The sequence below is a fragment of the Gaiella sp. genome, assembly GCF_035710885.1.
In the GTDB taxonomy this organism is placed as follows: Bacteria; Actinomycetota; Thermoleophilia; order Gaiellales; family Gaiellaceae; genus Gaiella.
Map to the genome: position 1 here is coordinate 24,995 of NZ_DASTCS010000047.1, position 13,236 is coordinate 38,230.

Consider the following 13,236-nt stretch of genomic DNA (forward strand, 5'->3'; position numbering starts at 1 on the left):
CACCACGTCGAGCGAAGCGCGGTAGGGACGGCTGGTGTCCCGCGGTGTGGCCTCCCACACCGCGGGAGTACGGCTGCCGTCAGGCCCTGCTGGTGGCGACGCGCGGCGCGGGAGCGCGGGGCGCGGGCGCGGCGACGAGCACGCGAGCCACGAGCCAGCCGACGACCACCACGAGCCCGCCGAGGGCGGCGTCCACGAAGAAGTGGTTGCCGGTGGCGACGATGATCAGGAGCATCGCGGCCGGGTAGAGCGCGCCGACGATCCGCACCCAGCGCCGGGAAGCGATTGCCGCGAGCGCGACACCGACGATCAGCGCGTAGCCGAAGTGCAGGCTCGGGACGGCGGCGAACGGGTTGTACAGCGCTCCCAGCAGGTCGGAGCTCAGGTCGAGGCCGGTCGAGCTCGTGACCGTGTCCGAGAACCCGAGCTCGGCGAGGCGCGGCGGCGCGGCGGGATAGAAGACGTAGCCGACGAGTGCCAGCGCCGTCGCCCCGACGAACGTCGTGCGGACGATCGGGAACCGGTCGGGGTGGCGCCGGTGGATCCACACGAGCGCGATCGCGGTCCCTGCGAAGTGGAGCAGCACGTAGAGCAGCCCGAGCAGCGCAGGCGCATAGGGGACCGCCTCGAAGGCTCTCTGGACACCCTGCTCGACGTAGAGCCCGACTGCGCGCTCGAACGCGACGATGTCCGCCGTGTTCTGCATCGCGACCCGGACGTTCTCGCCGCCTGCGCCGCGCACGACCTCGTAGAGGCCGTAGAGCGCGGCGAGACCGGCGATCTCGCGGGCGCCGGAGTGAGAGCGTGAGAGCCAGCTGCGAACCATGGCTCCACCTTGCCCCTCGACACGCCTCCGAACCATGCGGAGACCCCGCCAGCAGCGGTGCGGACAACCGCACTCTGTCGGGACGGTGCCCGGTGCTGTGCCGTCGTGCACGCGGCCGTCTTGCCTGGATAGGGGCGGTTCTCGACAGCGGAAGTGCTACGCGCGCAGGAACGCCAGCACGGCGAGCACGCGGCGGTGGTCGTCCGTCGAGGCCGGCAGGCCGAGCTTCGTGAAGATGCTCGTCACGTGCTTCTCGACCGCTCGGAGCGTGACGAACAGCCGCTCGGCAATCGCCTGGTTCGAGCGGCCCTCGGCCATCAGCTCGAGGACCTCCCGCTCCCGCGCGGTGAGCTGCTCGAGCGGGTCGTCCCGCCGCTTGCGGCCGACGAGTTCGCTGACCACGGCAGGGTCGAGCGCGGAGCCGCCGTCTGCGACGCGGCGCACGGCCGTTCCGAACTGCTCGAGGTCGGAGACGCGGTCCTTGAGCAGGTAGCCGACTCCCTCGGCGCTCGTCTCGAGCAGCGCCATCGCGTAGCCCGGCTCGACGTACTGCGAGAGGAGCAGGACGCCGACACCAGGGTGGCGCTCGCGGATCTCCCGCGCCGCGCGCAGCCCCTCGTCCGTGTGGGTGGGCGGCATCCGGATGTCGATCACGGCGACGTCGGGCTTGTGCATCGCGACGTGGCGGAGCAGGTCCTCGGCCGTGCCCGACTGGGCGACCACCTCGAAGCCGGCCTCCTCCAGCAGGCGCGCGACCCCCTCCCTGAGCAGGACCGAGTCGTCCGCGAGGACGACGCGCCTGGCGTCACCGAGCTGTGAGACCGTGCCGCGGAGGGGCGGGAAGTCGCGCGGGAGCCCGTCGGCGATCACCTGGTGGATCCGCTCCGGATCGGGGAGACCCTGCAGGCGGTGGGTACCGAGATCACGCGTCTCCATCCCCGAGGCGAACGGCTCTGCTGTCGACGAGAGCAGGATCTGCCCGCCGTGGCCTGCTGCGGCGATGCGCGAGGCCCGGATCACGTCGAGCCCGGTGTATCCCTCCTCGCCGAGCTGGGGGACGCCCGTGTGGAGCCCCATCCGCACCTTCACCGTCATGCCCTCCGGCCAGGTGTGGTCACGGATCCGCGCCTGGCCTGCGAGGGCTGCGGCGAGGGCGGGATCGACCTCCTCGAAGACCGCGGAGAGCTCGTCGCCGGTCGCGTCGACCTCGACCCCGCCGTTCGCGCCGATCTCCTCTCGGAGCATGCGTCGGACGTCGGCGATCACGCCGGAGTACACGGCGCCGAAGCTCTGGACGAGCTTCGTCGATCCCTCCACGTCGGCAAACAGGAAGGTGACCGTCCCGGTCGGCAGAGCGCTCACTCGGGTGAGTCTACGAGCGAGGCGCGGAACGCGTATCGGGTGCACGGAGCCGGGGCGGCGGTGGCGACGGCACGAACGGCGCGGAAGCCTTGCTCCCGACGCCGGCGCCGGTCATGAGAGGCCGGTCGCCGTCCCCGGCTCGACGCGGGGAAACGTCATCGACGTGCGTGTTTGTCCATGCGCCCAGCATGGCGCCCGCACGGGCGTGCGGCGCTGGGGTCTACCGGCCTTCGCCGGTGCGGTCTTCCGAACCTGCGCCGAGGGGGAGCGGCCGCGGGCCGGTCGGGATCGTCGCGCGCACGCGGGTGCCGCCGCCCGGCGGGCTCTCCACGGTGAAGGTGCCGTCCAGGGTCTCGACGCGGTCCTCCAGGCCCTCGAGCCCCGATCCTCTCCCCGGGTCGGCGCCCCCGATGCCGTCGTCCACGACCTCCACGACGATCGCGGCCTCCTCCTCGTCCTCCACAACGTGCACCTGCGCGAAGGTTGCGTCGGCGTACTTCGCGACGTTGGCGAGCGCCTCCGCTGCGACGTAGTACGCGGCCGCCTCGATCGCAGGCGGGAAGCGCTCGTCCGGGACGTCCACCTCGACCGGGATCGGCGAGCGCAGCACGAGCGCCTCGAGCGCCGGCCCGAGCCCGCGGTCCGTGAGGACGTTGGGGTGGAGCCCCCTCGCCAGCTCGCGCAGCTCCTCGAGTGCCTCGGCGAGCTCGGTTCGGGCTGCGACGAGGATCTCGCCGGCCTGCTCGGCGTCGACGAGCAGCTTCGCCTCGGCGAGCCGCAGCGAGAGCGACAGTGCGGCCAGGCGTTGCTGGGCGCCGTCGTGGAGATTCCGCTCGAGCCGTCGCCTGGCGGCGTCGGTCGCGGCGACGATCCGGCTGCGGGAGGCACGGATCTCCGCTTCCTGACGCTTCCTCTCGGTGACGTCCGCGCCCGAGAGGAGCACCCGCGGGACGCCCCACTGGTCGAGGATCGGCGTCGCCGTCCAGGCGACGGTGCGCTCGCGTCCGTCGCGCGTCAGCCAGCGTGACTCCCGTTCGGCCTGGGGCACGCCGTTCGCCGCACCGGCGATCGCCATGAGGGCCGCGAACTCGTCGTCGCGGGCCACCAGCTCGAGGAACGAGGAGCCCTCGAGCTCCTCGAGCGTGCGGCCGAACGCGTCGCAGAACGCCCGGTTGGCTCCGTGTTGGACGACGACCGCCTCGTGATCGGTGACGACGATGAAGCTGGGGATCGTGTCGGCGACGGTGCTCGCGAAGTTCCACTGGCGCTGCAGCTCGACCTCGCGGCGCTTGCGGTCGGTGATGTCGATCCCACCGGCGATGATCCGGACGACGTCGCCGTTCTGGTCGACGAGCGGCGCCGTCTTCCAGGCGATCACCCGCTCGTTCCCGCGCGCGTCCGTGAAGACGTTCTCGTACTCGCTCGGCGGATAGTCGGGCGCCGCGTCGCGGAACCGCTGGATCATCTCCTCCCGCTCGTCCGGGTCGATGAAGATCTCCCAGAAGTACCTGCCCTCGATCCGGTTCCGGTCGTCGATGCCGCTCGCCACCTCGACCGCCCGGTTGAAGTTCCTGATCCGACCCTCCGTGTCGACGACCGAGAGCAGGCTCGGCGCGGTGTTGATGATCGTCTGGAGGAAGAGGTACTGGGCGCGCAGCTCTGCCTGGAGGCGTTCCTTCTCGAAGGCGAGCGACGCGGTCGCGGCGACCGCGTCGACGAGCTCGCGCTGGTCGGTGAGGCTGCGATCGTGCAGCAGCGCGGCCACGCGCTTGCCTCCGTGCTCGACGAAGGTGGCAGTGTTCGCGCCCCGGGCGATCGGCTCGCGCAGCGTCTGCCCCTCCTCGTCGACCCACGCCTGACGCTGGTCGGACCAGTAGGCGAGGTCGAGCGAAGGGTCGCCGAGCGCGTCGGCGACCGCGTCCCGGAGCGGGCTGCCGTCGCCCAGTGCGATCACGAGATCGGCGATGCCTGCGCGCGCGAGTCGGGTGCGAAGGATGCCCGCGAGGAACGCCACCGGCATCAACGCGAGGAACGCGAGCGACGCGAACTCGAGCACGTACCCGGCCTCCGCATCGACCGTCGCGACGAGGCTGCTCGCCACGAGCCCGACGAGCGCCGCGAGGGTGAACAGGTAGACCGGGCCGATCACGCGGCGGAGGGGCGGCGTCGCCGCCCGGTACCGCCGTACGAGCCGGACGAACACGAACGCCGACAACGCGGCCGCGGTGAGCGCCAGCGCGACACCTGCCGCCTGCGCGAGCCGGGGACGATCGGCGATGAGAAACGCGCTCTCCGGGCAGTCGTCGCACCCCGGGATGGGGCTCGGATCGACGAGCGAGACGGCGAGCGGGCCGACCGTCACCAGCGCCAGCACCGCCCACACGATCCACTCGTCGCCGTGCCGGAGCCGCCCGGTCGGGTACGAGAGGATGAGGTGCGCGAACGCGACGAACGCGACACCCCCGAAGACGTAGCCGAGGGTGAACGGCAGGGACGCGTTCGCCATCTGCAGCGCGCCGATCGACCAGAGAAGGCCGACGGTGAGCATCTGGACGCCGGTCCGGTTGTCGGGGCGACGGACGGCCGCGACCGTGCCCGTGACGGTGAAGATGAGGCCCGCGACGGTGACCATGGCGATCAGCGCGCGCGGCTCGCCGAGGTCCGCCGTGAAGACCAGGTAGAGGGCTCCGGCGTACAGCGCCGCGCCCAGGACGACGGCTGCGGCGAGCCGCCGGCGTGTCACCGGAGCAGGTAGCGAACGGCTGCCCCCGAGAGCTCGGCCTTGGAGATGAATCCACGAGCGCCGCTCGAGCGGATCAGGCCGTTGTAGTCGGAGGCGTCACGGCTCGACACGAGGACGACCTGCGGTGCGTCCGCGCCGAGCTGATCGAGGACCGCGAAGCCGTCCATGTCCGGGAGCTGGACGTCGAGAAGCACGACCTCGGGATGGAGGGAGTCGATCGCGGAGAGCGCCCCCTCGCCGTCCTCTGCCTCGCCGATCACCGTGAAACCGTCCGCTTCCAGAAGCGCTCGCGCGCACCGGCGAAAGCTCGGGTGGTCGTCGACGATGAGGATCGTCGTGAGGGTCTCCATGGGCCCATCGTCGCAGAAGGCAAACGGAGGCGTGGTGTGGCAAACCGCACCCACCGCGCGAGCTCACTGACCGCGCTGTCGACTGCGTGCGGGGAGTCGGCGTCGCCTCGCTGCGCATTGCGAGGCGTTCTGTCCCTCGAGCCGCGCGTTGCGCGGATGACGCCCGGGTGGCGATGGTGCATACTCGCGCGCATGCAGACGACCGAGCAGCGCTCCCACGAGCAGGTCCTGGACGACCGGAAGCGCTTCGTCAGCGGCGGTGTCTCGACCCCGAGGCTCGTGGTCGCCAGCGCCGACGGCGCACGCGTGACCGACGTCGACGGACGGGAGTTCATCGACTTCGCGGGCGGGATCGGCTGCCAGAACACGGGCCACAGGTTCGCCCCGGTGGTCGATGCCATCCATCACCAGGCGGACCTCTACCTCCACCAGTGCTTCATGGTCGGCGTCTACGAGCCGTACGTCGAGACGTGCCGCCTGCTCGCCGAGCTGTCGCCCTGTGCCGGCACGGACCAGAAGTCGATCCTCGTCAACTCCGGGGCGGAGGCCAACGAGAACGCCGTCAAGATCGCCCGCGCCGCGACCGGCCGCCCCGCCGTGATCGTGTTCGACAACGCGTTCCACGGCCGCACCCTGCTGACGATGACGATGACGAGCAAGGTGCATCCCTACAAGGCCGGCTTCGGCCCGTTCGCGCCCGAGGTGTACCGCGCGCCGGCGCCGTACCCGTACCGCGGCGTCTCGAGCGACGACGCGATCGAGGGGATGAAGAAGGTGTTCAAGTCCGAGGTCGACCCGCAGACCGTTGCCTGTGTGCTGCTCGAGCCGGTGCAGGGCGAGGGCGGGTTCGTCCCCATGCCCCCCGACTTCCCTGCGCGGCTCGCCGAGCTCTGCCGCGAGCACGGAATCCTCTACGTCGACGACGAGGTGCAGTCCGGCGTCGGGCGCACCGGGAAGATGTGGGCGATCGAGCACTACAACGGCGTGGAGCCCGACCTCCTCGTCTCGGGCAAGTCGATCGGCGGGGGCCTGCCGCTCGCAGCCGTCACTGGACGGGCCGAGCTGATGGACGCGGTCGAGCCCGGCGGCCTCGGCGGGACGTTCGGCGGCAATCCGCTGTCCTGCGCCGCCGCCGTCGCGGTGCTGGAAGCCGTGCGCGAGCCCGAGTTCCTCGAGGCCGCGGCGCGCCTCGGCGAACGGCTCCGTACGCGCCTCGAGGAGCTCGCCGCGCGGCACACCGGGATCGGCGAGGTCCGAGGTCTCGGGCCGATGATCGCGTTCGAGCTGGCCGAGCGCACCCCGGACCGTGCGAAGGCGATCGTCGACGCGGCATTCGAGCGTGGCCTGCTGCTGCTCGCGTGCGGCCTGTACGGAAACGTCGTCCGCCTGCTGCCTGCGCTGACCATCTCCGACGACGAGCTCGAAGACGGCCTGGGGCTGCTCTCGGACGCACTCACCGCAGCGCGCTGATCGGTGACGGAGATGCCCGACATCCGGCTCCGCGGCCTGCGGAAGAGCTACGGCGACGTCGCCGCCGTCGACGGGATCGATCTGGAGATCGCCCGCGGCGAGTTCTTCACGATGCTCGGCCCGTCCGGCTCCGGCAAGACCACCACGCTGCGGATGATCGCGGGGTTCGAGCAGCCGGACGAGGGGGGCATCGAGCTCGGTGGTCGTGACGTCTCCGCGCTGCCGCCGTACGACCGGCCGGTCAACACCGTGTTCCAGGACTACGCGCTGTTCCCGCACATGACCGTCCAGCAGAACGTCGAGTACGGGCTGATGGTGAAACGCGTGGGGAAGGCCGAGCGTCGGACGCGGGCCGCCGAGGCGCTGTCCATGGTCCGGCTCGAGGGCTTCGGCGTCCGGAAGCCGTCCCAGCTCTCCGGCGGCCAGCGACAGCGCGTGGCGCTCGCCCGCGCGATCGTCAACCGTCCACGGGTGCTGCTCCTCGACGAGCCGCTCGGCGCGCTGGACCTGAAGCTCCGTCAGGAGATGCAGATCGAGCTGAAGCAGATCCAGCAGGAGGTCGGGATCACGTTCGTCTACGTGACGCACGACCAGGAGGAGGCGCTCACGATGAGCGACCGGATCGCGGTCTTCAACCGCGGCCGGATCGATCAGGTCGGGCCGCCCGCGGAGGTGTACGAGCACCCCCGCAGCGAGTTCATCGCAGGGTTTGTCGGCGTCTCGAACGTGATCGAGCGGGACGGCCGCCGGTCGACCGTGCGGCCCGAGAAGATCCACGTCCTCGACGACGGCGAGGCGCCGTTCCCGGGAGCGCACGTGGAGGAGGGAACGGTGCGCGACGTCTCGTACGTCGGCCCGGTGACGCGGTACCACGTCACGCTCGACAGGGGAAGCGAGCTCCAGGTGCTGACCCAGAACCTGGAGGAGTCCTCGAGCGACGTGCTCGCGTCCAAGGGACGCCGCCTGCGCCTGCAGTGGCGTCCGGAGCACGAGTCGGAAATCGTCGATACGGGAGGCAACGAATGAGAGAGCAGAGGCGGCGGATCGGCCTGCGGGCCGGACTGCTCGGGCTGGTGGCGGCCCTCGCCGTCGTGGCCGCGGGCTGCGGCGGCGACGACGGGGAAGGGTCGGGTGCGATCGAGGGCCTCGGAGGCTCGATCGAGGAGATCCAGGAGATGGCCCGCGACGAGGGCCAGGTCAACCTCGTGATCTGGTCGGGGTACGCCGACAAGTCGTGGGCCGACACGTTCACGCAGCAGACGGGCTGCACGGTCAACACGAAGAACGGCGCCAGCTCGGACGACATGATCGACCTGCTCGCGACCGGCGAGTACGACGGCGTCTCGGCGTCCGGCAACGCGAGCGTGCGCCTGATGGAGCGCGGTGACGTCGCTCCGGTGGACACCGAGCTGATCCCGAACTACGCGGACGTCCAGGAGGGCATCAAGAACCAGTTCTACAACTCGAGGGACGGAGAGCCGTACGGCGTGCCACACGGCCGCGGGCCGAACCTGCTCGTCTTCCGCACCGACGTCGTGCCCGAGGAGACGAACAGCTGGAACGTGATCTGGGACGCGTCGGGCCCCTACAACGGCAAGCTCTCGATCTACGACGACTCGATCTTCATCGCGGACGCGGCGGTCTACCTGAAGGCGACCCAGCCCGACCTCGGGATCGAGGACCCGTACCAGCTGACCCAGGAGCAGTTCGACGCCTCGGTGGCCCTGCTCAAGGAGCAGGCGCCGAACGTCGGCGAGTACTGGCCGGGCGACGTGGCCAAGCAGGTCCAGTCGTTCAAGAGCGGCGACAGCGTGGTCGGCACGACGTGGCCGTACCAGGTGAACCTGCTCACCGCCGACAAGGTGCCGGTCAAGGCGGTCAAGCCGAAGGAGGGCACGACGGGCTGGTCGGACACCTGGATGATCTACTCCGAGGCAGCCAACCCGAACTGCATGTACCTCTGGATGAACTACATCATCTCGCCGGAGGCACAGGCCAAGGTGGCGGAGTTCTTCGGCGAGGCGCCGGTCAACACGAAGGCGTGCGAGCTGACGGAGAACTCGAGCCACTGCTCCGACTATCACGCCGAGGACGAGGCGTGGTGGAACGACGTCTACTACTGGACGACGCCGACCGGTGACTGCGGCGGCACGGAGGACGACGGCACCTGCGTGACGCAGGAGGACTGGAAGGCCGCCTGGACGGAGATCCGGGGGTAGGTGCTCCCGCTTCGCGCGAGCAGCGGAGACCAGCATAGGGGCGGCCAATGGCCGCCCCGATGCCCTTAGACGATGTCGACCGTCGATCCAGAGCTGGCGTCGCCCGTGGAAGCAGGCCTCGCGCGGCGGTTCTCGACCTTCCTCCATCGGCACCCGCGGCTGCGGCTCGCCGGGCTGCTCGCGGGGCCGGTGGGGTGGTTGGTCATCGCGTACCTCGGCTCGCTGTTCATCCTCCTGCTGTCCTCGCTCTGGCGGACGAACCCGTTCACCGCAGAGGTCGTCCACGAGTGGACGCTGGACAACTTCCGCAACCTCTTCGAGCGGGACGTCTTCCGCAACGTCACCTGGCGGACGGTGAAGATGGCGGGCCTGGTCACGCTCGCCGACGCGGTGCTCGCGTTCCCGATCGCGTACTACATGGCCCGCGTCGCATCGCGCCGGACGCGGAACATCCTCGTGGTTGCCGTGCTGATGCCGCTCTGGGCGAGCTACCTCGTCAAGGCGTACGCGTGGCGGACGATGCTCGCGAACGGCGGGGTGCTGGACTGGGCGCTCGGCCCGTTCGGCATCGACTTCCCGGGGTTCTCGTCCGTCGGCCTCTGGCTCGTGTTCACGTACCTCTGGCTCCCGTTCATGATCCTGCCGGTGTACGCCGGGCTCGAGCGGCTGCCGTCGTCGCTGCTCGAGGCCTCCGCCGATCTCGGCGCGAAGTCCTTCCGCACGTTCCTCCGGGTGACGCTGCCGCTCGTGTTCCCGGCGGTCGTCGCGGGCTCGATCTTCACGTTCTCGCTGACGCTCGGCGACTACATCGCGCCCGGGCTGATCACGAGCGAGCAGTACATCGGCACCGTGATCTACTCGATCCGCGGCCAGGCGCTGCCGGCCGCCGCGGCCTTCACCTTCGTGCCGATCACGATCATGCTCGTGTACCTGCTGATCGCGCGCCGGCTGCGAGCCTTCGAGGCGTTGTAGGACTCGTGGTCGAGTCCCGCCTGACGCGCGTGCTGCTCCGCCTCGGCGCGGCGGCGACGCTCGCCTTCATCTACGTCCCGCTCGGGGTGATCGTGCTCTACGCCTTCAACGAGAGCGTGACCCAGGGGTGGCCGATCGAGAGCTTCAGCACGAAGTGGTTCAGCGTGGCCTTCGAGGACGAGGACGTCCGCGAGGCGCTCTGGCTCTCGGTGCAGGCGGCTCTCGGCGCGACGGTGCTCGCGGTGCTGCTCGGCACCGCCGCGTCGCTCGCGGTCGCCCGCTACACGTTCTTCGGGCGCGAGACGATCTCGTTCCTCGTGATCCTGCCGATCGCGCTCCCGGGGATCATCACCGGGCTCGCACTGCAGGCGACCTACCAGAACGTCGGGATCAGCTTCGGCCTGCTGACGATCATCGTCGGTCACGCCACGTTCTGCATCGTCGTCGTCTACAACAACGCGATCGCACGGCTTCGCCGCCTGGCGGGCTCGTTCGAGGAAGCCTCCGCCGATCTCGGAGCCGACTCCTGGCAGACGTTTCGGTACGTGACGTTCCCCGCGCTGCGCTCGGCTCTCCTCGCGGGGGCCCTGCTGGCGTTCGGGCTCTCGTTCGACGAGATCGTGGTGACGACGTTCACCTCGGGCGCGCAGCAGACGCTCCCGATCTGGATCTTCGCAAGCCTCGCCCGCCCCGCCGAGCTGCCCATCGTCAACGTCGTCGCCCTGTTCGTGATCCTCATCTCGATCATCCCGATCTGGGTCGCGCTCAGGCTCGCGTCCACGCCTGACGAGGAGGGCGGAGCCAGGGCGGTCGGAGCGGCCGCGCCGTAGGGGCTCGACCCGCCGGCTCAGGCGTTCCGGGTTCGGCAAGTTTGCCTCCGCCGTTGACCTGCTGTTCGCTCCGATCCCCGTCGTGGCGCTCGCCGCCTGACCCCGGCGACATACAGCTCGACCCCGAGGGAGCCGGAGACGGCTGCCTCGTCGTCGCGGCTCGTAGCATGCGAGGCATGACGGACGTGTCCGCCGCCTGGGTCGCACGCGCGGTCGAGGACAACGAGGCGGAGTTCCTGCTCGCGCTCGGACGCGCGGGAGGAGGTCGGGAGCGGGACGACGCGGAGATCAGGTGGGTAATCGGCGGGTCGCCGATCGCCTACCACAATTGCGTCGTGCGAGCCGATCTCGAGCCCGAGCACGCCGACGCCGCGATAACCGAGTCGCAGAATCTGATGCGCAGGAGCGGCGTCGCGGGCTCGTGGCACGTCGGGCCGTCGATGCGTCCAACCGACCTCGGAACCCGCCTCGAAGCGCACGGCTTCGAGGGCGGCCCGGAGCCCGGCATGGCGGCGGACCTCCGGGCGCTCCCGGACGTCGGGGCGCCGACGGACGTCCGGATCTCGCGTGTCGTGACCGACGCCGGTCTCGACGCGTACGAGCAGGTGCTCTCGCTCGGCTTCGGTGAGGGACCTCCGGAGGCGGCGTCGGTACGCGAGATGCATGCACGCATCGGCGTTGGTGACGAGGTGCCTTGGCGGCATTACGTCGGCCTAGCGGGCGGCGACCCGGTGGCGTGCGCCTCAGTGTTCCTCGCGGCGGGCGTGGCGGGCCTTTATTTCGTCTGCACCGTACCGGACGCCCGCCGCCACGGGATCGGCGCGGCGATCAGCCGCGAGGCGCTCGCAGGCACACTCGAGCTCGGCTTCGACGTCGGCGTGCTCAGATCGTCACCGATGGGGCGACCGATGTACGAGCGGCTGGGCTTCCGGGAGGTATGCGCGGTGAACGTCTACGAGTGGTCGCCGTTCCCGGAGCCAACGTGAGATCGCCCGGAGATCCCGGTGGTCGCCCACCTTCGGATGAAGGCGGATGAGGTACCGCCGCGGGCAGGGTCGCGAGCGAAGCTTTGATTGGATCGAGGAGAGAGAGCGGGTTCGATCAACAAGAGCTTCGTCGGCGGATGCTCCTGCGCAGCGAGTCCGTAAAGTCGTGAGCGAAGCTTTGATTAGATCGAGGAGCGGGAGCTAGAGGCGGGCGGGCTGAACTACGCCTACCTCTGCGCGGGCGACCAGACAGGCAGGCTTTCGCGACGACCCGCGCCCGGCGTTCGCGTCAGGTTGCGCTGCCCAGTGCCGTCGGGGTTCATGACGTAGATGTCGGACGCTACTTCGCCGGGCAGGCTCGAGAACGCAATCCTCCGGCCATCGGGCGACCAGGACGGTTGCGCCGCGTCTCCCGCCAGCATCCGCTGTCCGCTCCCATCGGCGTTCATGACCCAAAGCTGGATACGGGTGCAGTGGGTGTGGCAGGGCGTTCCAAGTCGGCGCTCAAACGCGATCCTCCGGCCATCGGGAGACCACGCGGGTGCGAAATGGCGCGCCCCGCTTTGCGTCAGCAGTCGCTGTCCGGTGCCGTCGGCGTTCATGACCCAGACTTGCCAGTTCCGTTCGAACACGATCCTCCGGCCGTTTGGCGACCAGACCGGATTGCCGTCTTCCGTCGTGTTGGCCGTCAGCCTCCGCTGCTCGCTCCCGTCAGCGCTCATCACGTAGATCTCCAAGTTGTGCCGCCTGGGCCCGCGGTCGGCCCCACCGACGAAGGCGATCCGGCGCCCGTTGGGCGACCAGGCCGGAGCGAAGATAGCCGCACCCGCGTTGCGCGTCAGCTGCCGCTCCCCGCTGCCGTCGGCGTTCACGACGTAGATCTCCCGGTCGCGGCGCTGACGGTGCCTCGTGAAGGCGATCTTCCGCCCGTCGGGCGACCAGGAGGGGGAGCCTTCCATGCCAGGGGTGCTCGTCAGCATTCGCTCGCCGCTCCCGTCGGCGTTCATGACGTAGATCCTGGCGAGCGGGGATACCCACCATGGTGTCCCTGGAGGAGTGTCACTTTGGAAGGCGATCTCCCGCCCGTTGGGCGACCAGGCAGGGGACCACTCCTGCCCGCACCCAGGGACACCGCCGTTGGTCAGCCTGCGCTGATCGCTTCCGTCGGGGTTCATGGTCCAGACCGTGCCGCAGTAGCCGCCCCGAGGTTCGCTGATGAAGGCGATCTTGGAGCTCGACGCCGCGGTCGCAAGGCTCGACCGTGCGGCGAGCGCGCTCGACGTGGGCTGCGATGCCGCACCACCGTCGAGGAGGATGAGGATGACCGCGCCGACGATAGCCGCGAGCGCGGCGAGCGCCCAGTATCTGCGATGGCGACGGCGCGTCTCTCGTCGCGCCTCTTCGATCAGCGCCTCGACGAGGGCCTCGATCTCATCGCGTTCGAGCGGCCTGCTGTCCGGAACCTCGGGCGCTTGCGA

General features: G+C 70.1%; 11 protein-coding genes and 1 pseudogene. 6 read left to right on the forward strand and 6 right to left on the reverse strand.

Annotated features, from left to right (window positions below):
- Window positions 1-79: 79 nt before the first annotated feature.
- From VFO26_RS11415 to VFO26_RS11430, 5 genes and pseudogenes are all read right to left on the reverse strand, one after another.
- Window positions 80-826, reverse strand: coding sequence for a phosphatase PAP2 family protein (locus tag VFO26_RS11415; RefSeq protein WP_325115108.1), 747 nt, complete (start codon window positions 824-826; stop codon window positions 80-82).
- A gap of 156 nt (window positions 827-982) precedes the next feature.
- The gene (locus tag VFO26_RS17925; RefSeq protein WP_349259077.1) at window positions 983-1,696 is read right to left on the reverse strand and encodes a response regulator transcription factor; all 714 of its coding nucleotides are present in this window, start codon (window positions 1,694-1,696) and stop codon (window positions 983-985) included.
- A gap of 39 nt (window positions 1,697-1,735) precedes the next feature.
- A pseudogene (locus VFO26_RS17930) lies at window positions 1,736-2,233 on the reverse strand (adenylate/guanylate cyclase domain-containing protein); the annotation flags it as partial.
- Between the two features lie 175 nt (window positions 2,234-2,408).
- Entirely contained in the window at window positions 2,409-4,931 is a 2,523-nt protein-coding gene (locus tag VFO26_RS11425) for a PAS domain S-box protein (protein WP_325115110.1), read from the reverse strand.
- Window positions 4,928-5,281 (reverse strand): response regulator transcription factor, encoded by a 354-nt coding sequence (locus VFO26_RS11430; RefSeq protein ID WP_325115111.1) that lies wholly within the window; start codon window positions 5,279-5,281, stop codon window positions 4,928-4,930. The genes VFO26_RS11425 and VFO26_RS11430 overlap by 4 nt, the downstream gene beginning before the upstream one ends.
- 192 nt (window positions 5,282-5,473) lie before the next feature.
- On the opposite strand from VFO26_RS11430, the gene VFO26_RS11435 reads away from it, so the two are divergent.
- The 6 genes from VFO26_RS11435 to VFO26_RS11460 all read left to right on the forward strand — a co-directional run bounded on the left by VFO26_RS11435 (window position 5,474) and on the right by VFO26_RS11460 (window position 11,758).
- Window positions 5,474-6,751 carry an aspartate aminotransferase family protein gene (locus VFO26_RS11435; protein WP_325115112.1) on the forward strand — a complete coding sequence of 426 codons (1,278 nt, stop codon included), beginning with the start codon at window positions 5,474-5,476 and terminating at the stop codon, window positions 6,749-6,751.
- Between the two features lie 12 nt (window positions 6,752-6,763).
- Window positions 6,764-7,777, forward strand: coding sequence for an ABC transporter ATP-binding protein (locus VFO26_RS11440; RefSeq protein ID WP_325115113.1), 1,014 nt, complete (start codon window positions 6,764-6,766; stop codon window positions 7,775-7,777).
- Complete coding sequence (locus tag VFO26_RS11445) at window positions 7,774-8,970, forward strand: extracellular solute-binding protein (protein ID WP_325115114.1); 1,197 nt, start codon at window positions 7,774-7,776, stop codon at window positions 8,968-8,970. Before VFO26_RS11440 ends, VFO26_RS11445 begins: the two co-directional genes overlap by 4 nt.
- Before the next feature lie 72 nt (window positions 8,971-9,042).
- Window positions 9,043-9,942: an ABC transporter permease gene (locus VFO26_RS11450; RefSeq protein WP_325115115.1), complete on the forward strand. Its 900-nt coding sequence runs from the start codon at window positions 9,043-9,045 to the stop codon at window positions 9,940-9,942.
- A 5-nt stretch (window positions 9,943-9,947) separates the two neighbouring features.
- Window positions 9,948-10,772, forward strand: a complete 825-nt coding sequence (locus tag VFO26_RS11455) for an ABC transporter permease (protein ID WP_325115116.1) — start codon at window positions 9,948-9,950, stop codon at window positions 10,770-10,772.
- Window positions 10,773-10,948: 176 nt separating this feature from the next.
- Window positions 10,949-11,758 (forward strand): GNAT family N-acetyltransferase, encoded by an 810-nt coding sequence (locus tag VFO26_RS11460; protein ID WP_325115118.1) that lies wholly within the window; start codon window positions 10,949-10,951, stop codon window positions 11,756-11,758.
- A 227-nt stretch (window positions 11,759-11,985) separates the two neighbouring features.
- Here the strand turns inward: VFO26_RS11460 and VFO26_RS11465 are convergent.
- Window positions 11,986-13,236: hypothetical protein (locus tag VFO26_RS11465; RefSeq protein ID WP_325115119.1), on the reverse strand; the 1,251-nt coding region annotated here is incomplete at its 5' end.

Bases quoted from the DNA above. Each gene is read 5' to 3' on its own strand.
- VFO26_RS11460 (WP_325115118.1), top strand. From the start codon at position 10,949: ATGACGGACGTGTCCGCCGCCTGGGTCGCACGCGCGGTCGAGGACAAC.
- VFO26_RS11430 (WP_325115111.1), bottom strand. From the start codon at position 5,281: ATGGAGACCCTCACGACGATCCTCATCGTCGACGACCACCCGAGCTTT.
- VFO26_RS11435 (WP_325115112.1), top strand. From the start codon at position 5,474: ATGCAGACGACCGAGCAGCGCTCCCACGAGCAGGTCCTGGACGACCGG.
- VFO26_RS11415 (WP_325115108.1), bottom strand. From the start codon at position 826: ATGGTTCGCAGCTGGCTCTCACGCTCTCACTCCGGCGCCCGCGAGATC.
- VFO26_RS11440 (WP_325115113.1), top strand. From the start codon at position 6,764: ATGCCCGACATCCGGCTCCGCGGCCTGCGGAAGAGCTACGGCGACGTC.
- VFO26_RS11445 (WP_325115114.1), top strand. From the start codon at position 7,774: ATGAGAGAGCAGAGGCGGCGGATCGGCCTGCGGGCCGGACTGCTCGGG.
- VFO26_RS11450 (WP_325115115.1), top strand. From the start codon at position 9,043: ATGTCGACCGTCGATCCAGAGCTGGCGTCGCCCGTGGAAGCAGGCCTC.